Below are 25228 nucleotides of genomic sequence, written 5' to 3'. Positions count from 1 at the left end.
TAGTGGAAGCGGGGAGATATCACTTTCATGAGCAATGCCGTCGTACTGGATACGCCTCGACAGGCGAGAATTAATCTCGTATCGGTTTGCGTTGGACTAACCAGTGCCTTCGTGGTTCAGACCATGTTGATGATCGCTATTCCGCTAACAGCCATTGAGCGGGGAGCCAGCCCGGGGTTGATAGGGGTTATTCTTTCGGCACCGTATTTGTTGCCTCTGTTGTTGGCTATACCTCTTGGAGAGCTGATAACCCGTCATGGCGGAAGAAGAGCGATCGTCATAGGGAGTCTGGGTATGATGCTCGGCGCCTGGGCTACTCTTGCATGGCCTGGATTGTCAGGTCTTTTTGGAGCTCAGTTGCTGGTGGGGATGGCTCACATGGTGATGATTCTGGCAGGCCAGACAATCGTTGCTGGGCTGGGTGAAGGGAAGGTCCTGGAGCGGTACTTTGGATGGTACGCGACGTGCCTTTCGGCAGGGCAGCTGGTCGGGCCCTTGGTGGCTGGTTGGCTGTTAGACCATCATGGTAGTCAGATTGTTTTCCTGATAACTGGCTCTATTGCAAGCATTGGGGTTTTCAGTGGTTTGATTCTTACTGGAAGTGCCCGGACCGGCGCACCCCTTAAGGGGGCAGACAGGGGCTATCGTGTTCAACTTCGACTACTCCGGAGGAATCCCGGAGTTCAGGTCTCCATTGCTCTGACGGTTGCTGTTGTATTCGCATTGGGCGCGTACGGAACCTTTCTGCCTGTCTACCTGAATCACCAGTCAATGTCCGCAACCTCGATTGGCGCTCTGTTAAGCCTGCGAGCCTTGTCGGCGATGATGATTCGGCCATTCACATCGGCAGTGATTCAGGTCATGGGCGGGAGAGTGAAGTCCATGTTTGTTTCTGCTTTGCTTGTCGCATTTGCTCTTTTGGTTACGGGCTTGGTTCAGGGGGTGTTTGCCTTGGGGCTCCTGGTAGTGATCGTTGGTATTGGTTCGGGCATATCTCAACCCTTGTCTATGGTTGTATTGGCCGAATCGGTCTCACCAGGGCAGCGTTCTGGAGCGCTCGGGATGCGTTTAATGGGGAACCGTGCACTTCAATTCCTCGCGCCACTCATTCTCGGGCTTTTGGCTGATTTTTTACCTTATAGCATCACCTTCATTATTGCTGGGGTATTGTCTCTTTTGTTGGTTGGTGTGATGGCCAGCCGAGTCCCTTCGTATGTGAACATGAGGTCACAGCCGTTGGAGTAGGCGGGCCATAGTTATAGGGTGGCGCCAATAGAGTCAGTTTTCGCCGACTTGAAGGGGTAGCGCCCTAACTCCCCGAGACACCCGAATAACAAAGGCCTGCGTTCCAACGCAAGCCTTCGGTAATCGTAGGGATCGTTTGTCGACGGGTTTATGCGGTCATCGATTCTTCGGTCGCGGTTCTTTGTGATGCACCGTTCTGATAAGCACCGATTTGATCAGCCAGGTACTCGGCATCTTGCCTTACCCCTGAAAAACGACCTGACCCCCAGGTGTGCAGCCAGCCAAGACCAAGAAAGTACAGACCGGCTTGGTTGGTAACTCCTCGATGATGCTTCGGGTGGCCTTCGCCGTTGAATACGGCTGCATCCAACCAGCCGAAATCCGGGCGGAACCCGATACACCAGATGATGCTGGTGATGCCATATTCAGCCAGACTCAAGCTGGTGCGTTCACGCTCTGGTTTCCAGGTGGGAATGTACCTGGAAGGGCCCGCTTCGGTTTGAATCCCTTGTTTTTCAATCCAGGCATCGATGCGTTCGTTGATGCTGTTCAGGGTTTCGTCGGCTTTATCAAGGTTTTCTTCCAGATTGGGTTGGAACATCAGGTTTTCACCGTCGAAATCGGTCATTACTCCCAGCAGTTCCATTCCTTCCTGGGCAAACTTGCGCAGATCAATATCACGGCCGCCGTTACGACCTGTCACGTAGTGATTGGTGTTGCTGCGAACATTTTCACCCAACGGGTGCTGGTCAACCGAGATTTCGTAATACCCCATTTCATCAAGCCATTCAACGACGTCCTTACCTCGATATCGGCGCGCCACCCTTGGTGCGTTGCCTGTGGCAAGAATGACCTTGCGACCGGCAAGGTGCAGATCTTCGGCTATTTGCGAACCGGATTGCCCTGAACCGACAACTAATACCGCACCCTCTGGAAACTGGTCACTGTTCTTGTATTGGGCTGAGTGCATCTGAAATACCGATTCGGGAATGCGTTCGGCCATGCGCGGAATGACCGGCACGTGATAACCGCCAGATGCGACGACGACCTGGTCAGCGGTGTAATTACCATCTGACGTCGTGATGTGGTAAGTCCCGTTGGTGTCGGTTTCGACTCTTTTCACCGCCACACCTTCGCGCACCGGAGCGTCGACCTTGGCGACAAAACGTTCCAGATAGGCGATGGTTTCCTCGCGAGTCATAAAACCTTTCGGGTCATCGCCGTCGTAGGGATGGCCAGGCAAATCGCATTGCCAGTTTGGCGTTACAAGGGTGAAGGAGTCCCAGCGTTCGTTCTTCCAGCCGTGCATCAGCGTGTTCTTTTCCAGAACCAGGTGGTCAAGATTGAGCTGTTGCAGTTGGTAACTCATTGAGAGGCCCGCCTGACCGCCGCCGATGACCATGACTGAATAGTGGTTGTCGGTATGAGTAGGTTGTGTCATTACGTGCTCCAGAATATCAGTTTGATTGGGGACAGACGTCAGGAAATATCGAGAATCTCAACTTGCTGTTTGTCCGGGTTGTCGAAGCGGGCTGCTTTCGCCTTGAGTTGCGCCAGTTGATCCATGGCACTTGAGCAGAAGTAGCCGTATTTCTGTTCAACACGTTGGCTGGCGGAGTTAAGTGCCAGTTCCGCCGTGGCGATAAATTCTGAGACAGGCATGGTGGTGCCTTTGCGGAAGTGTTCGCGCACGACCGTTGAAGGTGAATAACAGTTGTCCTGAGAGTTGTCGGGCCAACGTACATTGAAGTTGATTGCAGGCATGTTCGGTGCTCCTTTGGCTTTTGGGATTTACTGCGGTTTAAAGCCTGTTAAAGGGGTGTGGCTTAAGTCTCGGAAGAGCTGGCGCTGATTGGCGTGCGACACCCAAAGCTGCTGGTCCGACATGATTGTTCCAATTGCTGCTGCGCTGATTTCCCGCTGCCTGAAAAGCTCAAGTAACTCTGGCAGCTTGTCGCTGTCTGTGGTCAGCAGGTACCCGAAGCTTGGAAATGCGCAAAGCCAGTCTGTCCACGGGATGGCGTCTGGTTTCGGGATTGCCTCAAGATTGATCTCTGCTCCGACACCTGAGCTTTCCAGGAGCATAAGTGCGGTCCCGAGGAGTCCTGCCTGGCTGATGTCCTTGGCTGCGAAGGCAAGGTTGCGCTCAGCAATCTCTGGTAAAAGGGCAATGTCTCCGCGCAACTGTTCTGATGACGCGTCAGTGGCAGCGTTCCAGTTGAGGTAGGGTTCGCGAAAGTGGCCGCGCTGGTCGATTGCTGCGACCAGGATGTGACCGGGTCGAGCAGCGAATGCGCTCAGTAATCTGTTTGCGTGGCCCAGAATGGCGACGGCCAGCTGAGGCTGAGCAGCTCGCAAGTTGGTGTGGCCCCCAACAATCGGGACGCCAAAGCTCTCAGCGGCGGCGGCCATTCCCTCTGAAATACGTTGTGCATTTTCCTGACTCTTGTCCCAAAGGGCATTGACCACGGCTCGCGGCCGCCCACCCATAGCGGCGATATCGCTGATGTTGACCATTACACCGCACCAACCGGCAAACCAGGGATCTTGCTTGACGAACTCGTTGATGAAGCCCTCAATGGCCATCAGGGTGAATCCTGTTGCGTCTGGAATGGCCGCTGTGTCATCTCCGTTGGGGTGCCAGTTTTGCGGCAGCGAAGGCAATGTCGGGGCTATTGCAGCAATATCCTCTTTATGGCTGATCCCGGTGTACTCGCTTACCTTTTCCAGAATGTGTGAGAGTTCCATCACCAGGTGCTCCGCTCCGTGGCGACGGCAGGCGCTTGAGTGGTGACAAGTTCCAGCAACCCGGGAGCGATGTCGTCGATGTAGTCCGGGGTGTAACCGCGCACCACAAATCCGCTGACAGGATCGTGGCAGGGCGGGTAGTAATCGAGATTGGCTTCCATGACAACGTGTGCCCGGCCGCACACGGTTTCCTCGCCAAGTCGGTCCCAGTGGAGATGACGGAATAGTGCTTCGTTCTGAGACTGGACTCGTGCAAAGAAACGACGGCAACCCAGGGCATGCGCACTTGATACCGCCAGCTTGATCAGCGTTGAACCCAGATGCCCGCAGTTGCGAAAGCCCGGATCGACCGCAAGCCTTGAGCCGTGCCAGGTGTCTGGGCCGGTTGCGTGAATACGAACAGTACCAACGACCTGTTCATGCCAGCCGCCGTATCCTCCCAGAGCCACAAGCAACTGTGCCGATTGATCCGTGACATCGCGATCGTCGTGTTCGAACAGGGTTTGTTCATCGCAAAATACTCGTCTGCGCAGTGCATAAGCCTGCTCTACTTCCCAATCCTGTGTCGCCCATTTGATGGTGTATTCGGAGTACGCTGAAAGACGGCTTGAGGTATCCATAGTGAGTGCTCCGTAGTGTTACTCGTACTCAGAAAGGGTCGAGCAGGCGCCGCAGCGGCCGCAACCTGCCTTAATATCACTGGAACGTATTCCGGCCCGCCTCAGACGCTTACCCAGCGGCGCCAGAATGGCTTCCATAAATTCGCTGCCGGGAGGGTTGAGATCTTCCAGAGGGGTTCCGGTGATGGGCACAAAGGGCACCACAAAGGGGTAAACCCCGATATCAATGAGCTGGTCGCAGGTCTCCAATATGGCGTCGCTGGTGTCGCCAAGGCCAGCCAGGATGTAGGTGCTGACCTGTCCTCGCCCAAAGACCGCAACCGCCTCGCGGAAGGCGATCATGTAGTCGTCAATGGTGACTTCTGCCTTGCCCGGCATCAGCTCATTTCTGATAGCCGGGGTAACGACCTCAAGGTGCATGCCAAGGCTATCCACGCCAGCTTCCTTCAGTCGTGCGTACCAGATGGGGTCTTTGGGCGGTTCACATTGTGCCTGGATGGGGATATCAACCGCCGCCCGGATTGCTTCGGCACTTTCTACGAGAACTGCCGCGCCGCGGTCGGATGTTGCAGGCGTTCCCGTGGTCATCACCATGTGCTGTATGCCGTCAAGTTCTACCGCTGCTTTGGCGACTTCCGCCAGCTGCTCGGGTGTCTTGTGAGCAATGGTCCGACCGGCACGAAGCGACTGCCCGATCGAGCAGAACTTGCACGCTTTGCGTCGGCTTTCGTAGCGGATGCAGGTCTGCAGCACGGTTGTTGCCAGAACGTCCCTGCTGTGAAGGGTCGCAATGTGCGAATAGGGAATACCATCGGCCGTCGACAGATCGTAGAAGCGAGGTTTATCCGCAAAGGTGATATCGGCTATGGGGATTTTGTTTTCGAGCAGTGTGCTGCCTGTGTCTCCGGTCTCAACGCTGAACGGTGAGCGCCAGGCGGACTGGGTATGGATCGGCACCATAAGGGTAACGCCATCAATGGTGACCGCCTGATGATCGGAAGGGCCGGCACCTCCGCGACGACTGACATGCTCCTGTTCCGGGCCGTTGAGACGAAGCCCGCGGTTCTGTAGCTCAGTAATCAATTGCTGGCGACGGACTGGCGTGCTCGTGGACATCATCGACTCCTTTTGAGTGTTCAGGGTCTGCTTTGGTAGCGAGAGGGTGGCTGTAACGGGCCGGACTGTCGTTTATGGCCAGGCTCAGTAGTTCCGGGCGAGCGTAGTGACCGACAGAGTCCATCATCCGCTTGCGTTTGGTAATCAGGTTGAAATCAAGATCGGCGATGACCAGGCCTTCGCCGGTCGTTACGGGTGGCGCCAGGTGCTTGCCTTCGGGTGAAATGATTGCGGTGTTACAGCCATCACGCAGAGCTTGCTGAAGTTTTTCGTCGGTGGTGATGGACTCAATCTGGTCATCATGTAGCCAGCCGGTGGCATTGACGACAAAACAGCCAGACTCAAGCGCATGGTGGCGTATGGTGACTTCGATCTGGTCAGCGAATACGGGGCCGACCAGAGAGCCGGGAAACTGACTGCAGTGAATCTGTTCGTGCTGGGTCATCAGGGCATAGCGGGCCAACGGGTTGTAGTGCTCCCAGCACGCCAGTGCACCCACGCGACCTACTGTCGTGTTGGCAACTTTCAGACCAGAGGCATCGCCCTGTCCCCAGATCATTCGTTCGTGGTAGGTCGGAGTAATCTTTCGGCGTTTCAGTGCGATGCGGCCGTCGCCATCGAAAATGATCTGAGTGTTGTAAAGCGTTCCATGGTCCCGTTCATTGACGCCAAGCACAACGACCATGCAATGCTTGCGGGACCGTTCTGCGATCGCATCGGTAACCGGGCCTGGTACAACCACCGACTCCTGATAAAGGCGCAGGTGCTCTGCACCGCAGGCTACGGCAGGATAAACGAACGAAAAATAAGGGTAGTAGGGAATGAAAGTCTCCGGAAAGACGATCAACTCGACGCCCTTTGCGGCGGCCTCATCTATCGCATTGAGTACCTTGGCCAGCGTGCCGTCACCGCTCCGGAGATCCGGAGCGATTTGAACGGCAGCGGCACGAACCACTCTGGAATCGGTCATGGCCGCTGCTCCTCTTACATGGTCCAGGTGTCAATAATCAGCGCATTGTCACGCACATGGAGGAGTTTCAGATCCAGCACATCCAGAGGATTGATTGGACGAATGCCTTCGATCAATGACGGCTCGCCATGGCCGTAAAGTGCTTGCAGAGCAAAGCGGCAGGCATAGACCTTGCCGCCCTCGGCCATGAATTTCTGCAATTGATTGGTGTAGTTCTGATGGCCCGGAAACGCTTCGTCGCCGATTGTTGGGAAGCCCCGCTGTACGCCGAGTGTTACGCCTGGGCCGTAAAGCAGAATAGAGGTCTCGTAGCCTTTGCGAAGCAGGCGGGTTGCTTGCAACATATTGACCAGGCCAATAGAGCCTTCAAAGGCCACCGTGTGGAATGTAACAAGCGCTTTCTCGCCTTTTTTGGCTTGAACATCTTCGAAGACCTTTTCTTCGTAGTCGACAAAGTAGTCGCCGGCTTTATGCGGTGGTTGGGTTACTTTAGGCATGGTCTTACTCCGTTGTAGTTGGTAATTCGATAGGATCAATGCAGATTGATTTATCCTGTGTCGCAAGCCTTGATCTGCAATCGATATGCCATTTGATTAGATGGTGTAGCAATCAATATGCAATCAATATCCAATCAAAGATCGGAGACTAAGTGCGCATGCGAAGAATATTTTGAGGAGTGTCCGGTGAGCGATGAGGTGTTTGTCCGGCGCTCTCTGCCAGCCCGTGTAGTGGTTGTCCCGTAATGGGGCGGGCGCCTGCTTTTGGTGCGCCATAATGCAATCAATTATGAATATTGATTGGTTATTTTATGCCTGAAACTAGCGTAAGCTTCGTCCATTGACACGGGTTGGCGGCTAAGGGGCTGATATCAAATATGGATGTACATGAACTTCAGCGATGGCGGAGTCGGCTGGAATCAGACAGTGGGTTGCCGGCTTATAGATTGATCGCAGATATGATCAATGAAGATATTGAAAGCGGGCGTTTCCAGGCGCGGGACCGGTTACCTCCTCTTCGGGATCTGGCCAATGCCCTGGGAATCAACTACACCACTGCGGCCCGCGCCTATAATGAGGCGAAAACCCGAGGCCTGATAGATTCTCATCCTGGTTCTGGCACGTTTGTTAAAGGAAAGGTCGCGTCGGTGTCGCCCAGCCGGGGTGGTTATGAGATGACCATGAACTTAATGATCGAGCCCGCAATTCCCACCCTTGTGGAGCAGGTTCGGGATAGCGCCATGTCAGTTTTAGCGAGGCAGGATCTTTACTCCATGCTTCGTTATCAATCGTTCGGCGGATCCGTCCAGGCACGTGAAGCTGCGTTGAAATGGCTGGATCAGAGTCTCAGCCACGCGGTGCCCGAACAGGTGCTTGTCTGCCCCGGTATACACAGTGTGCTGGTGGGTTTGCTGAGTCATCTGGCTCGGCCCGGTCAACAGGTGTGCGTTGAAAGCCTGACGTATCCGGGGCTCAAGGCTATTGCTGCGCAACTGGGATTGACTCTCTATTCCCTGGCGCGTGACTCGGATGGTCCGCTCGTGCGCCCATTTGAAGAAGTTTGCAAACAGGGCGGGGTCGCCGCTCTCTATCTGAACCCGACCATTCACAATCCGACAACGACGGTCATTCCGAAGGGCCGCAGAGAGGCTCTGGCTGACGTTGCGCTGCGCTACAGCATTCCCATCATAGAGGACGATGCCTACACGTTGCTTAATGAGGAGTCAGTCGTTTCCGTTGCGGACCTGGCACCGGAACTGACCTATTACATCATGGGGACGGCTAAGTGCTTTGGCCCGGGCTTGCGTTCGGCATTCGTCCATGCGCCAACAAGGCGCGATGCCCAGCGGCTGTCAGGAGTCATGCGTGCGTTGTACGTTATGTCGAGCCCGTTGGTGGACTCCCTGGTCAGTCATTGGATTCTCGATGGCACCGCAGAGGCCATGCGTAAAGCCGTCCGTCAGGAGGCTATTGGTCGCCTGAGGCTTGCTGAACAGTACCTGGGAACCCAGAGAATTCAGTCGGCCGAGGGTGCTTTCCATCTTTGGCTCAGCCTTCCCAAGGCCTCCAACTGGAACCCGTCTGAACTGGCGGTGCAGCTGCGACAAGAGGGTGTGAGCGCTGTTGCAAGCGCGGCCTTCAGTACTGACAACAATCCGCCAGACGCGCTAAGGCTCTGCTTCGGGGGGCCGATTAGCCGTGATCAATGGGAAGAAGGGCTTCAATATGTTGCGGATATGATCAACCAGCCGGCCTATCTCTCCTCATTGACGACCTGATCTGGTTGCTACAGATCAGGGCCGTTTCGATGTGCGGCTGGTGCCAATGGTCACAATCGAAAAGAGTGTAAAAACCGGATGGAGCTTCAAAGCACATGCACAGTAGCCGCTTGAGAGGCAGTGATTTTCAGATCAATTGGCGTGGTGAGCCAATCCGGCATGCCGATTTTTTTGCGTCATTCAAGGAGACTGATCGCGTCGGCATTGTGACTCCGCATCGAACGGAAGGCCTCGGTGCGATGAACCTTATTATGGCCTGCGTTACTGCGTTTTATGACCGCTACCGGGAAAAGGGTGCAGAATTTTACGCGTATCCGGACTTCTTTACTTTCCAGCAGGAAACTCCATGCGCCGACTACTGCATGTTTGACATATGGCCGTACCACAAAAACGTGGAGGTTCAGAACGATCCACAGAAGGTCGTTGAAGCGATTACAGAGCGGGGAATAACCGTTTTGCTGGTGCCTGAACAGGCAGATCACGAAACAGAAATATTGCCCGTTGAAATGGAAAGTGCCAAAAGGACGATCAGGCAGTGCTTTCAATATTCAGAGACTGGCAAGACAATGTCGGCCGATCTTGCCATTGAGTGTCAGAGTAGCCCGTTACGGGATTATGCAATGGCTGTGCTTGATTCTCTGTCTGAGGCTGATGCCCCGCCAGAACGTCGCAGGCAGTGGGAGCAAAGGCTGGCTCAGGATGTGATTTGTCAGACATTTCGCGAGCTCGATCCTGTAAACGCTCTGTGGCGTCTGTAACTACATAAACCCTGGATCGCTTGGGACCTGCACGGAGTGTTAAAAGAGAAGGGGGGCATGAAAAATGGCCCGCCCGAGAGGATTCGAACCTCTGACCTCTGCCTCCGGAGGGCAGCGCTCTATCCAGCTGAGCTACGGGCGGATGAAGTTGAACGCGTGATGCGTCAATTTCGAGTGCGCAATCTTACGTGTGCAGACGGCCGGTGTCCAGCCCCTGACGGCCGCTGGTCACTTTCAAGCTCCTTTTCGCACAACCTGAGGTTATTGCGGATTGCCGCTTTCCGGGGTGTCGCGTAATCTCTCCGGCCGATCAAACGCAACAGGAAGCTTCTGCCGTGGCATTTTCCGAATTTTTTCTGGTTGGCGAACTGGACCCTTCCATGTTGCTGATCGGGCATTATGATGCCTGGGCAATTGCACTGTCCCTCCTGATTGCCATTGGTGCTTCCTACATGGCCCTGACTCTCGCAGAGGCGGCCATGCGCAGTAACTCCCTGACGATGCAGCGCCTGCATCTGGTTACCGGAGCGGGCTCGCTGGGGTTTGGTATCTGGTCCATGCACTTTATCGGCATGTTGGCTTTTGAACTCTGTACGCCCGTCAGTTATTCGCCCGGTTTGACGCTCTTCTCTGCCGTTCCCGCTCTGCTGGCTGCCTGGGTGACTCTGAATATGCTGTCACGCCATTACATTAACGGCCCCCTGTTGCTGGCTGGCGGACTCGCCGTGGGGCTGGGCGTTGGTACCATGCACTATGTCGGCATGGCCGCGATGACTCTGGGGCCGGCACTTCGTTACGATCCCTGGCTGTTCGCTATGTCTATTGTGGTCGCTGCGGGGCTGGCAACCTTGGCGCTCTGGATCAGTTTTGGCCTTCGCAAGCGATTGGCACTCCGGGGAATGACAATTCGCCTGATGGCTGGTGTGGTAATGGGGCTGGCCATTGCGGGTATGCACTACACCGCTATGGAGGCCGCCCGCTTTGTGGGCGAGGCCGATCCCGATTATGTGATAGGCGATAGCAATCACTATTTGCTGGCCGTGGCCATCGGCGTGGTGACAGTGCTGGTTAGTATCTGTATTGCTGGTGTGAATTCTGTGGCGCGTTATCGTGCGCTTTTGAGGCGCAGTGAGGAAACCGCCAGTCAGTTGCGAGCGGTGTTTGATACCGCGGTGGATGGCGTTGTCCGGATTTCTGACAGAGGCATTATCCAGTCATTCAACCATTCAGCAGAACGGATACTGGGGTATTCGGAAGCGGAGGTTGTGGGCAGGAATGTCAGCATTCTTATGCCTTCTCCCCATCAGGAAGTGCATGACAGCTATCTCAAACAATACCTGCGCACGGGTCAGGCCCGTATTATCGGTTCTGGCCGGGAAGTCTTTGCACTCCACAAGGACGGTCATGAAGTTCCGATCCGTCTTGCCATTGGAGAGTCCAGGCTGGGCGGAGTGAGCACGTTTGTCGGTTTCCTGACGGACATCACAGAGCGCTACCACATGGAAACCGACCTTCGGCGGGCCAAGGAGCAGGCAGAGCAGGCGGCGGAGGCCCGTAGCGCATTTTTGGCGAATATGAGTCACGAAATTCGCACCCCGATGAATGCCATTATTGGTTTCACCGATCTGTTGTCCGAGACCCGGCTAAGTACTGAGCAGGCCAAAAATCTGAACATCGTCCGCAATTCAGCGCGCTCTCTGCTGTCACTGCTGAACGATATCCTCGATACCGCCAAGTTCGAGAGTGGTGCCATTGAACTGGAGCAGCGTAATTTCTCACTGCTGAAAATCTGTGAGCAGTTGGTCGCCACCCAGAAATTAGCGGCAGACAGGAAGGGTGTCCAGCTGTACCTGGATTACTCCTCCGGGCTGGGCCATTTCTTTTGGGGTGATGGGCTCAGGGTTCAGCAGGTGGTCCTGAATCTGTTAAGCAATGCCGTGAAGTTTACCGAAAAAGGGCAGGTCACATTGCGGGTCTGTCGTGGCTCTGCCGGGGATGGGGTGAAACTGACGGTTTCGGACACCGGCATTGGAATTCCGCCGGATCGATTGGCCAGAATCTTTGAGCCCTTCTCGCAGGCGGACTCAAGTATGACACGCCGCTTCGGCGGCACGGGTCTCGGTACGACCATCGCACGCCAGTTGGTTGAGTTGATGGGCGGTGACATTCACGTGTCCAGTACGGTTGGTGTGGGTTCCTGTTTCGCAGTCCACCTGCCATTGAGGGAGGGGCCGGCGGAGGTCGAAGTGCCACCGCTGGTAGCCTCGGTGCCGGAGTTGCCGCCTTTGCGGATACTGGCGGCCGATGATGTGCCGCAAAACCGGACTTTGCTCGAAGCGCTGTTCGACTCCGGAACGCATTATCTGGTGTTGGTAGACAACGGTGTGGACGCTGTAAGTCAGGCTCAAACCGGCGTATTCGATCTCGCGCTGCTGGATGTCCAGATGCCGGTCATGGATGGTCATCAAGCCTGTCGGCGTATCCGGGCGTGGGAGCAAGCGAATGGCAGTTGCCGGTTACCGGTCATCGCTTTGACGGCAGGGGTTCTGGAGCAGGATCGCCAGCTGGCACTGGAGGCTGGCATGGATGGTTTCGTTGGCAAGCCACTTAACCGGGCGGAGCTATACACTGAGATATCGCGTGTACTGGCTGGGCCGGCGGGTGCACTGTCAGGGGCGGCCCATGACCGGGAGTCCAGTGCCGGTGAAGTTGTGAATCTGCGCCAGGGGAGCGACCTTTGGGGATCGCCTGGCCTGTATCGCCAGGCTTTGCAGCGTTTTTTGGCCGATCCGGAGAACCAGGTGCAGGCTGTCGCTCGACGGTCGCAGCTGGGTGAAGACTCCTGGGCTCAGGCCGTGCACCGGCTAAAAGGGCTGGCTGGCAATCTCTGTCTGCCAGTATTGTTTGACTGGATATCCGAGGTTGAGGCGGCGCCGGGAGCGCCAGAGGGCGACATTGCCGGGCAATATGAGGCGCACCTGTCGCTCATCAAGTCGGTTGTGGCCACCATGCCCGATTCCGGGGGGGGCGAGTCGGAGGATGCCAAGGCTGAACTGGATCCTCTGAATAAGTCTCAAATTGAATCACTGATTCATCAATTACACCAGGGAGAGTTGCCCGAGGATGCGGTTGAGTCGGTGCTTTCCCAGCTCCCCGGCGGGGTTCGCGCCGGGCTTGAAGATGCCATGGAAAATTTTGAACCGGAGAGGGCCGCCGGAATCCTTGAATCTTTTATGCAGTCCCAATCCGGAACGGTAAACAACGATGAATGACCATCCCACGTTGCTAGTTGTCGATGATGAGCCCACTAATTTACAGGTTCTCAAGAACCTGCTCGGTGATGACTACCGTCTGTTGTTTGCACGAAACGGTGATCGAGCCTTGCATCTAGCTACGAGTGAACTGCCAGACCTGATTCTTCTGGACGTTATGATGCCCGGATTGTCCGGGCACGATGTCTGCCGCCAGCTCAAGGCGAACGCAAGCACCGCTCCGATTCCGGTGATTTTCGTAACGGCCATGTCTGAGGTGGATGATGAAGCGCTCGGTTTTGAGCTGGGTGCGGTGGACTATCTGACCAAGCCAGTCAGCAAGCCTGTTGTGCAGGCACGAGTCCGTAACCATCTTTCCCTGGTTCGCGTCGAAGAACTGCGCCAGAGCAGGCTTTCCATTGTCCAGCGGCTCGGACGAGCAGCCGAATTCAAAGATAATGAAACCGGCCTGCACGTGATCCGCATGAGTCTGTTCTCCCAGATTATCGCCCGAAAAGCCGGACTGGGCGAAGCCTATGCAGAAGACCTGCTCAATGCGGCACCCATGCATGATATCGGAAAGATTGGTATTCCGGATGCGGTCCTGTTGAAGCCGGGTCGACTGAATGAAGACGAATGGAAAGTGATGGCCAGCCACGCCGAAATTGGCGCCCGGATTATTGGGGAGGACGGCTCGCGCCTGTTGGGTATGGCTCACGATATAGCGCTTTACCATCATGAAAAATGGGATGGTACCGGGTATCCCAGGGGCTTGAAGGGAGAGGCGATTCCCATTGAGGCAAGAATTGTTGCCCTGGCGGATGTCTTTGATGCCCTGACCAGTGAGCGTCCATACAAAAAAGCCTGGTCAGTGGAGGCGGCCACCGACCTTATACGTGAGCAGAGCGGGAAACACTTCGATCCGGCGCTGGTGGCGGTTTTCTTCGAGTGCCTGCCGGACATACTTGAGGCCCGCGATCAGTGGAGGGAAACGGCTGATCAGGAAGAGGCGGCCCTGTCATAGCATGGTCTGAACCCCGGTCAGTCGGGTTGCGTTGGCCGTAACGTGATCAGTGCGTTCTCGTTGCTGAACGTTACATCCCCCTCCTGAATGGTTACCTGGAAGCTCATGTTGCGGGCCGCCAGATCAGCCAGGGCCTTGGTGCCAGCTTCTGGCAAGTCCACGATGGTGAGATTGTCGAAGCGGGCCAGCGATGCCCGGTGTTTCTCGCGCCAAAGATCCACAGCGCGTCCACCATAGGTGTACAGCAGAACCTGACTGGCGCGGTTGCAGGCTTTGCGCAACCGGTCTTCCTCGGGCAGTCCGAGCTCGATCCAGAGCTCAATCTCGCCTGTCAGAGTTTTCTGCCACAATTCAGGTTCGTCATCCGTGCTCAGTCCTTTTGTGAATTCCAGGGTATCGCTGGCGTTCAGGGCAAAGGCGAGCAACCGGATCATCACGCGCAGATCGGTTTCAGACGGATGCTGGGCGATGGTCAGGTGATGATCTGCATAATGATGCCGATCCATATCGGCGATGTTCAACATCGCCTTCAGGATAGTTGCTTTGAGCGCCATGGGCTTCCTGCATTGGTGTGGGGGGGCGTCAGTATAATGCAATTCGTCCCCCGGGTAAGTTTAGGCGCATGTTGATGTTGCGAGGTTTTTGATAATTCGGGGTCTGTGCATCATCGCAATGGCTTCTGGTTATTCGTGAACCTGTCTGCGAGTCTTGAGTTTCGCACCCATGCGCCGGGCTATCGTGTGGACGACATTAAAGGCGATAAACAGAAAGGCTACAACACACACGATCGTTGGGCCGGTTGGCGAGTCAAAGTGATAGGAAAACCGTAGGCCGGCAACACTGGCGCACGCGCCGATAACGGCGGCCATCAGTGCCATAGTCTCTGGGGTTCGACTGAACCGTCGCGCGGTTGCAGCAGGAATAATCAGCATGGCGACGATCAACAGAACGCCTACCACCTTGATGGCGACTGCGACGACGATGGCGAGAGCGATCGTCAGTACCAGCTCTTCCCGCCGAGGAGAGATGCCACTGGCAAGCGCGAGGTCCGGGTTCAGGGTCGACAACAACAGCGCTGACCAGCGATAGCCCACAATGATCAGAACCAGTAATGCGCCGCCCCAGATGATTGCGAGGTCGGTTTTTCCCACGGCCAGAATGTCGCCGAAAAGGTAGGCCATGAGGTCAATGCGAACTCCCGACAGAAATGAAACGGACACCAGCCCTACAGCCAATGCAGAGTGGGCCATGACCCCAAGAAGAGTATCCATGGCGTAGCCCCGCCCACTGAGGGTTGAAACGATAACGGCCATCAGTAAAGAAACAAGAAGCACGCCTGCGAACATTGGCGTTGAAAGTGTCAGCGACAGAGCGACACCCAGCATCGCAGCGTGAGCGGTAGCATCCCCGAAGTAGGCCATGCGCCGCCAGACAATGAAACATCCCAGAGGGGCGGCCGCGAACGCAACGCCGACGCCAGCCAGTGCCGCCCTGATCATGAAATCATCCAACATCACACCGCCTCCCGGACTGGCCCCGACTCGTGGTGGTGGCTTCTGTGGCTGTAGAACGCCAGTGTATCGTCGTCCCCGTCGAAGCCGAACAGCGCCTGGAATTCGCTGGAGGAGCCCACGGTTTCCGGCTTGCCCTCGCAACAGATAGTGCCGTTGAGACAGATGACCCGCTCTGCTCGTCGCATAACATACTGAAGGTCATGACTGACCATGATGACGGCGCAATTGAGTTGCTGCCTTATACCATCGATCTGTCGGTAAAAGGCGGCAGCACCCCGGTGGTCCAGACCTTGCGTGGGTTCGTCGAGGAGCAGCAGGTTAGGTTTCTCCAACAGAGCTCTTGCCAGCAACACTCTCTGTAACTGGCCGCCAGATAATGACATGAGCTGTTGGTTCAGCAGGTCGGGCGCACCAGCGTTCGCCATTTGTTCGCGAATATCGGCCAGTGGTGAGGTCTTTGGTAGCTGCAGGAAGCGTTTCACTGTTATAGGCAGTGTTTCATCGATATGCAGGCGCTGGGGGACGTATCCGATCGATAATCCCGGCGATCGGGTTATCTGTCCGTGCGACGGCGCAAGGGCACCGATGAGCGAGCGCAGGAATGTCGATTTCCCAGACCCATTGGGGCCAATAATGGTCACGATCTCGCCCGGATCAACCCGGACATTTATGTTTTCGAGTATGGGTTTATTGCCTATCCGGATGGAGAGTGCACGGGTTTGAAGCAGCATCAGGTTTCCTCTGCGTAAGGCGTCCGGTAGATCAGAATGTTCGATCTTTGCGAGCTGGCTAAACGCGTGGTTTTCAAATTAAATGATATGTTATAACATAACATTCTTCAGGTCACCCTTCGCCGCGGCTAACGGGGTATTACCCGTTTTAAATTTTACAGGAGCTTCCGAATGTTTCGCCCCGTGTTGTTAACAGGTTTTGCCAGTGCACTTTTACCTGCCCTCGTGTTTGCGAACCCTCCCAGAGTGTCGGTTGATATTGCGCCTGTTCATTCCATTGTAAGCCAGGTCATGGAAGGGGTGGGGCAGCCGGATTTGCTGGTTCAGTCAGAAGCATCGCCACACGGTTATTCATTGAGACCGTCTGAAGCAGAGGCGTTGTCGGAGGCCGATGTCGTTTTTTGGGTCAGTAACGAATTGACGCCGTGGCTGGAGAACTCGTTGGCGAATCTGGCCGGATCAGCAACAAAAGTCGAACTCCTTGAGCTGGCAGCTACCGTCAAACACGAGTATCGCGAGGGTGCGACGTTTGAGGCTCATGATCATGCAGGTGAGGGGGATCATCATGACGAACAGGAAGAGGGCCATCACGATGATGAAGGCCATCACGATGATGAAGAGCATCACGATGAAGAACATCACGCGGAAAGTGAGCACCACCATCATCACGGTGAACATGATCCTCATGCCTGGCTCGATCCGGTCAATGCGAAAGTCTGGGCCGAGGAAATCGCCAGAATACTCTCGGAACATGATGTACAAAATGCCGATATTTACCGTGAAAATGCCCGGTCGTTCGGGCAATCCATGGACGAGCTGAGGGCATCTCTCGACGAGCGGGCCCATAACCTTGAGGGTATTCGGTTCATTGTTTTCCACGATGCCTATCAATATTTCGAGCGGCGTTTCGGGCTGACAGCAGCCGGGGCCATTGCTTTATCTGACGCCTCCGATCCAAGCCCGGCCAGGATTCGGGAAATTCAGTCCACCGTGACCGAACTTGGTGTGACCTGTTCTTTCACTGAACCCCAATTCAACCCGGGTTTGCTCGATACCGTGTTCGAGAATACCGAGGTTGAAACCATTGGCGTAATGGATCCTCTGGGCGCTGATATCGAGGTTGGCAGAGGCCACTATGTCAACCTTATAAACGGGGTGATGACGAGTCTGGAAACATGCAAGCCTCGGAGCTGAACCCGGTCCTCAGGCGCCGGGCCCTGATGCACGGCTTCGAAAAATGGATTCCATGATTCGTCTCACATCGAATCAGCGCAAGGTTCTTGAGGTGCTTGAGCAGACTGGCAAGCCCATCGGCGCGTACGCAATCCTGGAGAAGACCGGCTTTCGGGGGGCCGTTCAGGTATACCGGGCGCTGGAGAAACTGATTGACCTTGGGTTGGCGCAGAAACTCGAAAGCCTGCATGCGTACATTCGCGTGTCACCTAAAGACGAGACGGAACTGACTGCCTTTGCCATCTGTGACCATTGCGGTCACATCCATCAGCTAACGGAAGCCAGGGAGATCAGACAATTACACGAGTGCCTGGCTCAGATGGATTTTGCCGTCTGTCGGTCCGTCATCGAAATCCACGGTGCCTGCTCGACATGCGTCAGTAGCAAACGAAACAAGTAGTAACGGCAACTCGGCCTCCCGATTTGCCGTTGAACCGATGATTCACCAACCGGATGTTGATTCACTATGGAAAAAGAGTTGCCCGACGTTGCTTCCAATGAAACGCCTCAGATCCAGGCCCCTTTAGAGTGGGTGGGAATGAGCGGAATCGATGTTCCTGTGAACCTCGCGGAGCAAGGGTGTGCTGGCCCTCTCCATGCTGTTGTCGATGCCCGTGTCAATCTGCCGGTTGCGACTGTAAAGGGTATTCATATGTCGCGCCTCTATCGGATACTGGATGATGCATCCCGGCAGGAGGTCATGTTGCCTGAGCACCTGAAAAGCCTGCTTGAGCAGATGGTGCATAGCCACCGAGACTGTCATACCGATAGCGCAAAGTTGTGTCTGGACTTCAAGCTCCTCGCCCGAAGACCGGCGCTTCAATCACCGGATTTGGCCGGCTGGAAGGCGTATCCTGTCCGAATCGAGGCGACGCTGATCCGTGGTGTTTTTAAGCTTAAAGGTTCGATCACCGTTGAGTACTCCTCCACCTGCCCATGCTCGGCCGCCCTGGCTCGACAATTGATTGCGCAGTTTTTCTGGGCGGATTTTCCTCAGGGCGATGCCCTGGCGCGTGAAGACGTTGTCGCCTGGCTGGAGAAGAAGGCAACGCTGGCGACGCCCCATAGTCAGCGCAGTGAGGCAAGCGTCAGCGTCGACATCCTCGCCTCGGCGCCGACCTTTGGATTGATGTCCCTGATAGAGCAGGTGGAAAGCGCTCTGAAAACGCCGGTACAGACAGCGGTCAAACGCGCGGACGAGCAGGCTTTCGCCTTGCTCAATGGACAGAATCTCATGTACGTCGAGGACGCCGCACGCCGAATCCAGAGTGCGCTCTCCGGCCACTTCACTAACGTTCGCACTCATGTCAGGCATCTTGAAAGCCTGCATTCCCACGATGCGGTCGCCTCTGCGGTATAACCAGCACTCTCAGATTCGTCGACTAGTCAAAGCGTATCACTTCGAAATCGGATAGAGGTTCATGGAGTCGAACAGTGAGCACAGACACCATTCAGCTATACAACAGCCTTACCGGCCGCAAAGAGCGACTGAAAACCGAGCTTCCCGGTCGGGTGACACTGTATGTCTGTGGGCCAACCGTCTATAACTTTGCCCATATAGGCAATGCGCGGCCAGCGGTGATTTTCGATGTGCTGGCCCGACTGCTACGCCAGGATTTTCGCTGCGTTCTTTATGCCCGAAACTTTACGGATGTGGACGATAAGATCAACGCCGCAGCGGCTGCCGAAGGTGTGCCGATTGAGACTGTCACTAATCGCTACATAAAGGCCTACCACCAGGACATGAAGGCGCTGGGCATCGAGGCGCCGGACCTGGAACCTCGTGTCACCGAGCACATCCCGGCCATTATCGAGCTGATCCAGACGCTGATTGATCGAGGCCACGCCTATGTGGCGCAAGGGCATGCGCTCTTTGACGTCTCTTCCTACCCTGCCTATGGGGCGCTGTCCAGGCGTAAACCGGAGGACATGCTGGCTGGCGCGCGTGTTGAGGTGGCGCCTTACAAGCGAAGCCCGCTGGATTTCGTTCTCTGGAAGCCATCCGGCGCTGATCAGCCGGGGTGGGAAAGTCCCTGGGGATGGGGGCGACCCGGTTGGCATGTGGAATGCTCCGCCATGATTGGCGAGCACCTGGGCAAGACCATTGACATTCATGGGGGTGGCCAGGATCTCATCTTCCCTCACCACGAAAATGAGATTGCCCAAAGCACTTGCGCCACTGGTGCTCTCTACTGTCACACCTGGGTCCACAACTCCTTTGTTACTGTCGACGGACAGAAGATGTCGAAATCCCAGGGGAATGTCCGGTTGGTGCGGGACCTTCTCACTGAAGCTTCAGGCGAAGCCATTCGGCTGGCACTCCTGTCCACACACTATCGCAACCCGCTTGACTGGAATGATCAACGGCTGGATCAGTCCCGGCGGACCTTGACGCGTTGGTATAAAGCCTTGGCCAGAGCAGAGGCTCGTAAGCAAACAGTATGGGATGAGACCAGGCCAGACATGCAGCTGCTGGCGGCGTTAAGGGATGATCTGAATGTATCGCGCGCACTGAAACGGATGCACGAACTCTGTCATTTGCTGGAGCAGACAGAAACCAGCCAGGCGAAGGAAGAGCTGGCATTAACCTTCAGGGCTTCTGCGGCACTGCTGGGCCTGCTGCAACAACCGGCCATGGAAGCGCTGGAGAGATTGCAAAGTAACACCGTTGAAAGCACGAAAGGGAAACTCCCGCCCGAGCGTATTGAGGCGTTGCTGCGTTTGCGGCAGGAGGCCCGGCAACAACGTGACTTTGTTCGCGCGGATGCGCTACGCAACGAACTCGAGGCCGCGGGCGTGGTCATTGAGGACGCAGCGGCGAGCCGTGCACTGTCGGGAGTGAAGCGTTCATGACTCAGGGAAACGTCTCATCTTCACGTCATGCCGATCTGTTGATTATTAACGGCACTGTGGTGACGCCGGGCGGAGCCGGGTGCCTCGATATTGCCTGTGTTGATGGCCGCATCGTCGCAATGGGTGCATTGCAAAACCAGTGGACAGCAGATACCCAACTGAACGCTCGTGGTCTGCATGTACTGCCAGGGGTCATCGATAGCCAGGTGCATTTTCGCGAGCCCGGGCTAACCCATAAAGAAGATCTTGAAGCCGGCACCCGGGGTGCTGTGTTGGGCGGTGTGACCGGTGTTTTTGAAATGCCCAACACTCATCCGCTGACACTCTGGCGTGAAGATCTTCAGGCTAAACTGGACGCCGCCAAAGGCCGAGCCTGGTGCGACTACGCCTTTTATATTGGTGGCTCAGAGGTCAACGCTGAACAGTTGCAGACCCTGGAAGCCCTGCCCGGCTGTGCCGGCGTGAAAGTCTTTATGGGGAGCTCTTTTGGTGATCTGTTGGCTGACAATGATGCGGTATTACGCAGCATTCTGCGCCACGGGAACCGGCGTATGGCCGTGCACGCCGAAGATGAAACCCGCCTGCGTGAGCGCAAAGCCATTGTGGAGGCCAGCGGGGATGTATGCCAACACTCCGAATGGCGTGATGTCACAAGCGCACTCAACGCGACACAACGAATTGTGGCCCTGGCTGAGGCGGCGGGGCGGCGCTTACATGTTCTTCACGTCTCAAGCGCCGAGGAAATGCAATACCTTGCCCGGCATAAGCGCCGGGTCACGGTGGAGACGACGCCCCACCACCTGACCATGGCGGCACCGGAGTGCTACCAGCGCCTGGGCAGCCTGGCGCAAATGAACCCGCCGGTGCGGGAACAGCGTCATCAGGAGGCCTTGTGGCACGCCATCCGTGAGGGGGTAGTCGATGTTATCGGCAGTGACCACGCGCCGCATACCCTGGAAGAGAAAGCGCAACCCTATCCCTCGTCGCCCAGTGGTATGACCGGCGTGCAGACGTTGTTGCCGGTGATGCTCGATCACGTGCATGCCGGACGTCTCAGCCTGCAACGGCTGGTGGACCTGACCAGCGCAGGGCCGGCCCGCATTTTCGGAATCGAAGGCAAAGGGCGTATCGCCGTGGGCTATGACGCCGACCTGACTCTGGTTGATCTCGCCGCCCAGCGGAGCATTTGCAATGAGTGGATTGCCAGTCGCAGTGGCTGGACCCCGTATGACGGTAAATCCATCACTGGCTGGCCCATCCACACCGTTATTCGTGGCCAGATGGTAGTGCGTGATGAAGCGCTGGTGAGCCGCCCCCAAGGCCGGCCTATCCGTTTTCTGGAAACCTCTGAAGCAAACTCTGCTTTGGTTTAAGTGAACACTTCTATTGAGAGAAAAATGCCATGACCACTGATTCCTCCAATCCACGACAACCTCGCCCGGTGAAACTTGCTCCCAGAACATCGATTGAGCAGGTAGAAGAAGGGCACGAGCTTGCACCAACGTTTGATTCGAACGGCCTGGTGGCCTGCATAACCACCGAGGCCGACAGCGGTGAAGTCTTGATGCTGGGCTACATGAATCTGGAAGCTTTGGAAAAAACGATCGTCACGGGTGAGGCCCATTACTGGAGCCGCAGCCGAGAGGTTATCTGGCATAAGGGAGCCACGAGTGGCTTGGTTCAGCGTGTTGTCGAAATGCGTGTTGATGACGATCAGGATGCCATCTGGCTCAGAGTGTCGGTGGCTGGATCCGGTGCCAGTTGCCACGTGGGCTATCGTTCCTGCTTTTACCGGCGGATTCCGGTTGCGGAAGAACGGAACGACACCGAGGCCCTGGTGTTTGTTGAGCACGAAAAAACATTCGATCCGGTTGATGTCTATGGCGATGCGCCCAACCCCACCAAGCTCTGAGATGAACCGTGTGGCCGGGAACCTGTCCTGCTTATAGCTGAGCGGCAAGGTACGGAATCGCTTTCAGGATAGCCGCTTTGAGCGCTACGGGCTTCCTGCATTGGTGTGGGGGCATTAGTATAAGGCACTTCTTTCCCCGGGTGAGTGTGGGCGCATGTCGATGTTGCGTGGTTTTCTGATTCTGGTGCTGTTTTTTATTCTCGGTGAATCCATGCGAGTGCTCCTGGCGCTCCCGGTCAGTGGTGGTGTGCTGGGAATGGTGGCCATTACCTTCACGCTGATGGTGAAGGGCAGTGTGAGTGATGACCTGGCTTTGGCCAGTCAGGGACTGATCTCGGTACTGGTGCTGCTGATTATGCCGGGTGTTGTGGGTGTGTTCTTTACCGCTGATCAGTTCTCCGGGCAGTGGTTGGCCGTTGCCGTGGCTCTGCTTGCGGGCACTTTTCTCAGCGTGCTGACGACCCTGGTGTTGATGAAGCTGGTGACGGCCGGGGGCGTGGAACATGACGAGTGATCTGTTTACGCGCTTTCAGGGGCTGCTTGAGACGCTTGCTGTCACGCCCATTCTGGCGATCGGTTTGACGCTGGGCGCCTTTCTGGCAGGTAACTGGCTGTTTGCCCGGATAGGCAGGCCGTTGTGGCTGCCCCCCGTGCTCTTGTCGGCGTGCCTGTTATCCGGGGTGATTGCGATTCTGGCGGTGGATTACCAGGATTACCAACAAGGTGCCCTCTGGCTTACCGTTTTGCTTGGCCCTGCCACTGTGGCTCTGGGGATTCCGCTGTACCAGCAGATGCACCATATTCGGGCCATGTGGCGCCCGATTGTGGTGACATTGCCAATTGCTGCGACGATGGCGGCCGTTTATGCCGTGGTGATTGGCTGGGCATTCGGCGCCACACCGGAGGTGCTGGCGTCACTGGCGCCCAAATCAGTAACGGCACCGATTGCCATCGGTATTACCGAGCAACTGGGTGGTTCGGTGCCATTGATGATGGGCGGGCTGTTGATTACCGGTGTGGTGGCAACCCTCTTCGTTGACCTGCTTGCGCGCCTTTTGCCGGTCAGGGATGAACGCATCCTTGGTTTTGCACTGGGCCTGAACGGCCACGCGGTTGGCACGGCCAGGGCTTTCGAAATCAGCCACACGGCAGGTGCGTTTGCCTCTCTGGGTATGGGACTTACCGGTGTATTCACGGCCCTGGTTCTGCCTCTGGTATTCCGTCTCTGAATGGCGCCCCACAAGAGGTCATTCACCTGACGTATAACCCCATGTCGCAATTTCGATTGCTCTAGGTGTTTTCCGAGACTAGCTTGTTGGCCAGGCATTCGGCGTGCTTCTGCGCCGATGTTCCGTGAAAATTCCTAAAACAGCGACGGAAAACGCGATGAAAAAACTGATTGCAGCATTTGTCGGTTCCATGGCTCTGGCGTCGGCGCCGCTAGCGCTGGCCGCTGACGCGACCAAAGAACTGAAGATGGCGTATGACGCCGACCCCGTGACCCTGGATATTCATGAGCAGTTGTCTGGTGGCATCCTTCAGTTGTCCCATATGACCTTCGATCCACTGCTCCGCTGGACCAAAGACCTTGGCTTCGAGCCGCGTCTGGCAGAAAGCTGGGAGCGGATCGATGACAAGACCATGCGTTTCAAGCTCCGTGAAGGCGTCATGTTCCATTCCGGTAATGAGCTGACTACAGCGGATGTGAAGTTCACCTTCGACCGGCTGAAGCAGAGCCAGGACTTTAAGGCGATCTTCAAGCCGTTCAGCGCTATCAACGTTGTCGATGACTACACCTTTGAACTGGTGACCAGCGAGCCCTACCCGCTGCTGCTGAATACGGCGACGTATATCTTTCCGCTGGACAGTGAGTTCTACAGCGGCCAGACCGAAAGCGGCAAGGACAAAAGCGAGATTCTCAAGCATGGCAATTCGTTTGCCTCCGAGAACCTGTCCGGTACTGGTCCCTACACAGTGACCGAGCGTAAGCAGGGTGTCCGTGTCGAGTTCGAGCGCTTCGACGATTACTGGGATACCGAATCCCCGGGTAACGTTGACAAGATCGTGCTGACGCCGATCAAAGAGAACAACACCCGGGTTTCTGCCCTGCTGTCTGGTGGTGTTGATTTTGTCGCCCCGGTTCCGCCCAATGACCTGGAACGGATTCGCAACGACAAGAACTCCAATCTGGTAACCATGAGCGGTACCCGAATCATCCTGTTCCACATGAACCAGGAGCGGGTAGAGGCCTTCAAGAATCCGAAGGTTCGTCAGGCTATTGCCTACGCCATCAACCAGGAAGGCATCGCGGCCAAGATCATGAAGGGCTTCGCCACGCCGGCGGCCCAGATGTCTCCGGCAGGCTACCAGGGCCATAATGACTCCCTGGCACCGCGCTTTGATGTCGCGAAGGCTCAGGAATTGATGAAGGAAGCGGGTTACGAGGATGGCTTCACCATCACCATGATGGCGCCGAACAACCGTTATGTGAACGATGACAAGATCGCTCAGGCGGTGGCCGCCATGCTCGCCCGTATCAATATCAAGGTCGACCTGAAAACCCTGCCGAAGGCTCAGTACTGGCCTGAGTATGACAACCGCGCCGCGGACATGATGATGATCGGCTGGCATGCGGATACTGAGGACTCGGCCAACTTCTATGAGTTCCTGACCTTCTGTCCGGATGCCGACAGCGGCGCTGGCCAGTACAACGCTGGCAACTACTGTAATGCGGAAATTGACGCGCTGGTCGACAAAGCCAACGTTGAGACAGATCTGGACAAGCGTGCCGCCATGCTTCAGGAAGTGGAGCAGCGTCTCTACGACGATGCGGCCTTTGTTCCGCTGCACTGGCAGGATCTGGCCTGGGCTTCCAAGAAGAACGTGAATATTGAGCCGGTGCTCAATGTCATGAACTTCCCTTACCTGGGTGATCTGGTTGTTGAGTAATCGCCTCTGATGGCCGGCCGGCGCGGGAG

24 protein-coding genes and 1 tRNA gene are annotated in these 25228 nt (G+C 56.0%); 14 read left to right on the top strand and 11 right to left on the bottom strand.

Features of this window, described 5'->3' with window-relative positions:
* Nucleotides 1-27: 27 nt before the first annotated feature.
* Complete coding sequence (locus tag KO499_RS13185) at nt 28-1245, top strand: MFS transporter (RefSeq protein WP_215984216.1); 1218 nt, start codon at nt 28-30, stop codon at nt 1243-1245.
* A 148-nt stretch (nt 1246-1393) separates the two neighbouring features.
* Here KO499_RS13185 and KO499_RS13180 read toward each other — a convergent pair whose 3' ends face one another.
* The 7 genes from KO499_RS13180 to KO499_RS13150 are packed head-to-tail and all read right to left on the bottom strand — an operon-like array spanning nt 1394 to nt 7196.
* Complete coding sequence (locus tag KO499_RS13180) at nt 1394-2686, bottom strand: MSMEG_0569 family flavin-dependent oxidoreductase (RefSeq protein WP_215984215.1); 1293 nt, start codon at nt 2684-2686, stop codon at nt 1394-1396.
* Nucleotides 2687-2724: 38 nt separating this feature from the next.
* Nucleotides 2725-3009, bottom strand: a complete 285-nt coding sequence (locus KO499_RS13175; protein WP_215984214.1) for an MSMEG_0570 family nitrogen starvation response protein — start codon at nt 3007-3009, stop codon at nt 2725-2727.
* Between the two features lie 27 nt (nt 3010-3036).
* Nucleotides 3037-3993, bottom strand: a complete 957-nt coding sequence (locus KO499_RS13170) for a sll0787 family AIR synthase-like protein (protein ID WP_215984213.1) — start codon at nt 3991-3993, stop codon at nt 3037-3039.
* On the bottom strand, nt 3993-4613 hold the full coding sequence (locus KO499_RS13165) for an MSMEG_0567/Sll0786 family nitrogen starvation N-acetyltransferase (protein ID WP_215984212.1): 621 nt from the start codon (nt 4611-4613) through the stop codon (nt 3993-3995). Before KO499_RS13165 ends, KO499_RS13170 begins: the two co-directional genes overlap by 1 nt.
* An 18-nt stretch (nt 4614-4631) precedes the next feature.
* Entirely contained in the window at nt 4632-5729 is a 1098-nt protein-coding gene (locus KO499_RS13160; RefSeq protein WP_215984211.1) for an MSMEG_0568 family radical SAM protein, read from the bottom strand.
* Nucleotides 5686-6699 (bottom strand): Nit6803 family nitrilase, encoded by a 1014-nt coding sequence (locus tag KO499_RS13155; RefSeq protein ID WP_215984210.1) that lies wholly within the window; start codon nt 6697-6699, stop codon nt 5686-5688. The genes KO499_RS13160 and KO499_RS13155 overlap by 44 nt, the downstream gene beginning before the upstream one ends.
* A 14-nt stretch (nt 6700-6713) precedes the next feature.
* Nucleotides 6714-7196 (bottom strand): MSMEG_0572/Sll0783 family nitrogen starvation response protein, encoded by a 483-nt coding sequence (locus KO499_RS13150; protein ID WP_215984209.1) that lies wholly within the window; start codon nt 7194-7196, stop codon nt 6714-6716.
* A 377-nt stretch (nt 7197-7573) separates the two neighbouring features.
* Between KO499_RS13150 and KO499_RS13145 the strand changes: the two genes are divergently transcribed.
* Both KO499_RS13145 and KO499_RS13140 read left to right on the top strand, forming a co-directional pair.
* Nucleotides 7574-8974 (top strand): PLP-dependent aminotransferase family protein, encoded by a 1401-nt coding sequence (locus tag KO499_RS13145; protein WP_228339948.1) that lies wholly within the window; start codon nt 7574-7576, stop codon nt 8972-8974.
* A 95-nt stretch (nt 8975-9069) separates the two neighbouring features.
* Nucleotides 9070-9732, top strand: coding sequence for a hypothetical protein (locus KO499_RS13140; protein ID WP_215984207.1), 663 nt, complete (start codon nt 9070-9072; stop codon nt 9730-9732).
* Nucleotides 9733-9797: 65 nt separating this feature from the next.
* Here KO499_RS13140 and KO499_RS13135 read toward each other — a convergent pair.
* A tRNA-Arg gene (locus tag KO499_RS13135) sits at nt 9798-9874 on the bottom strand.
* Nucleotides 9875-10067: 193 nt separating this feature from the next.
* Here KO499_RS13135 and KO499_RS13130 point away from each other — a divergent pair.
* Together KO499_RS13130 and KO499_RS13125 are read left to right on the top strand one after the other, a co-directional pair.
* Nucleotides 10068-13004 (top strand): MHYT domain-containing protein, encoded by a 2937-nt coding sequence (locus KO499_RS13130; RefSeq protein WP_323133347.1) that lies wholly within the window; start codon nt 10068-10070, stop codon nt 13002-13004.
* Nucleotides 12997-14007, top strand: coding sequence for an HD domain-containing phosphohydrolase (locus tag KO499_RS13125; RefSeq protein WP_215984206.1), 1011 nt, complete (start codon nt 12997-12999; stop codon nt 14005-14007). The genes KO499_RS13130 and KO499_RS13125 overlap by 8 nt, the downstream gene beginning before the upstream one ends.
* 17 nt (nt 14008-14024) lie before the next feature.
* Here KO499_RS13125 and KO499_RS13120 read toward each other — a convergent pair whose 3' ends face one another.
* The 3 genes from KO499_RS13120 to KO499_RS13110 all read right to left on the bottom strand — a co-directional run bounded on the left by KO499_RS13120 (nt 14025) and on the right by KO499_RS13110 (nt 16252).
* Nucleotides 14025-14561, bottom strand: coding sequence for a YaeQ family protein (locus KO499_RS13120; protein ID WP_215984205.1), 537 nt, complete (start codon nt 14559-14561; stop codon nt 14025-14027).
* 129 nt (nt 14562-14690) lie between these two features.
* Entirely contained in the window at nt 14691-15521 is an 831-nt protein-coding gene (locus KO499_RS13115; protein WP_215984204.1) for an iron chelate uptake ABC transporter family permease subunit, read from the bottom strand.
* A complete protein-coding gene (locus tag KO499_RS13110; protein ID WP_215984203.1) occupies nt 15521-16252 on the bottom strand; it encodes a metal ABC transporter ATP-binding protein in 732 nt (243 codons plus the stop codon). The genes KO499_RS13115 and KO499_RS13110 overlap by 1 nt, the downstream gene beginning before the upstream one ends.
* 171 nt (nt 16253-16423) lie before the next feature.
* On the opposite strand from KO499_RS13110, the gene KO499_RS13105 reads away from it, so the two are divergent.
* From KO499_RS13105 to KO499_RS13065, 9 genes are all read left to right on the top strand, one after another.
* On the top strand, nt 16424-17446 hold the full coding sequence (locus tag KO499_RS13105) for a zinc ABC transporter substrate-binding protein (protein ID WP_215984202.1): 1023 nt from the start codon (nt 16424-16426) through the stop codon (nt 17444-17446).
* Between the two features lie 43 nt (nt 17447-17489).
* Nucleotides 17490-17885, top strand: a complete 396-nt coding sequence (locus KO499_RS13100; RefSeq protein WP_215984201.1) for a Fur family transcriptional regulator — start codon at nt 17490-17492, stop codon at nt 17883-17885.
* A 66-nt stretch (nt 17886-17951) separates the two neighbouring features.
* Entirely contained in the window at nt 17952-18845 is an 894-nt protein-coding gene (gene folE2, locus KO499_RS13095) for a GTP cyclohydrolase FolE2 (protein WP_215984200.1), read from the top strand.
* A 74-nt stretch (nt 18846-18919) separates the two neighbouring features.
* Nucleotides 18920-20338: a cysteine--tRNA ligase gene (gene cysS / locus KO499_RS13090; protein WP_215984199.1), complete on the top strand. Its 1419-nt coding sequence runs from the start codon at nt 18920-18922 to the stop codon at nt 20336-20338.
* Nucleotides 20335-21711 (top strand): dihydroorotase, encoded by a 1377-nt coding sequence (locus tag KO499_RS13085; RefSeq protein WP_215984198.1) that lies wholly within the window; start codon nt 20335-20337, stop codon nt 21709-21711. Before cysS ends, KO499_RS13085 begins: the two co-directional genes overlap by 4 nt.
* 29 nt (nt 21712-21740) lie before the next feature.
* A complete protein-coding gene (hisI, locus tag KO499_RS13080; protein ID WP_215984197.1) occupies nt 21741-22250 on the top strand; it encodes a phosphoribosyl-AMP cyclohydrolase in 510 nt (169 codons plus the stop codon).
* A 154-nt stretch (nt 22251-22404) separates the two neighbouring features.
* The gene (locus tag KO499_RS13075) at nt 22405-22764 is read left to right on the top strand and encodes a CidA/LrgA family protein (protein ID WP_215984196.1); all 360 of its coding nucleotides are present in this window, start codon (nt 22405-22407) and stop codon (nt 22762-22764) included.
* A complete protein-coding gene (locus tag KO499_RS13070) occupies nt 22754-23479 on the top strand; it encodes an LrgB family protein (RefSeq protein ID WP_215984195.1) in 726 nt (241 codons plus the stop codon). The genes KO499_RS13075 and KO499_RS13070 overlap by 11 nt, the downstream gene beginning before the upstream one ends.
* Before the next feature lie 157 nt (nt 23480-23636).
* A complete protein-coding gene (locus tag KO499_RS13065; protein WP_215984194.1) occupies nt 23637-25199 on the top strand; it encodes an ABC transporter substrate-binding protein in 1563 nt (520 codons plus the stop codon).
* Nucleotides 25200-25228: the final 29 nt, after the last annotated feature.

Source organism: Marinobacter sp. F3R08 (assembly GCF_018860425.1).
In the GTDB taxonomy this organism is placed as follows: Bacteria; Pseudomonadota; Gammaproteobacteria; order Pseudomonadales; family Oleiphilaceae; genus Marinobacter.
The sequence above is the reverse complement of the archived record's forward strand: the minus strand, read 5'-3'. Positions and strand labels throughout refer to the sequence as shown.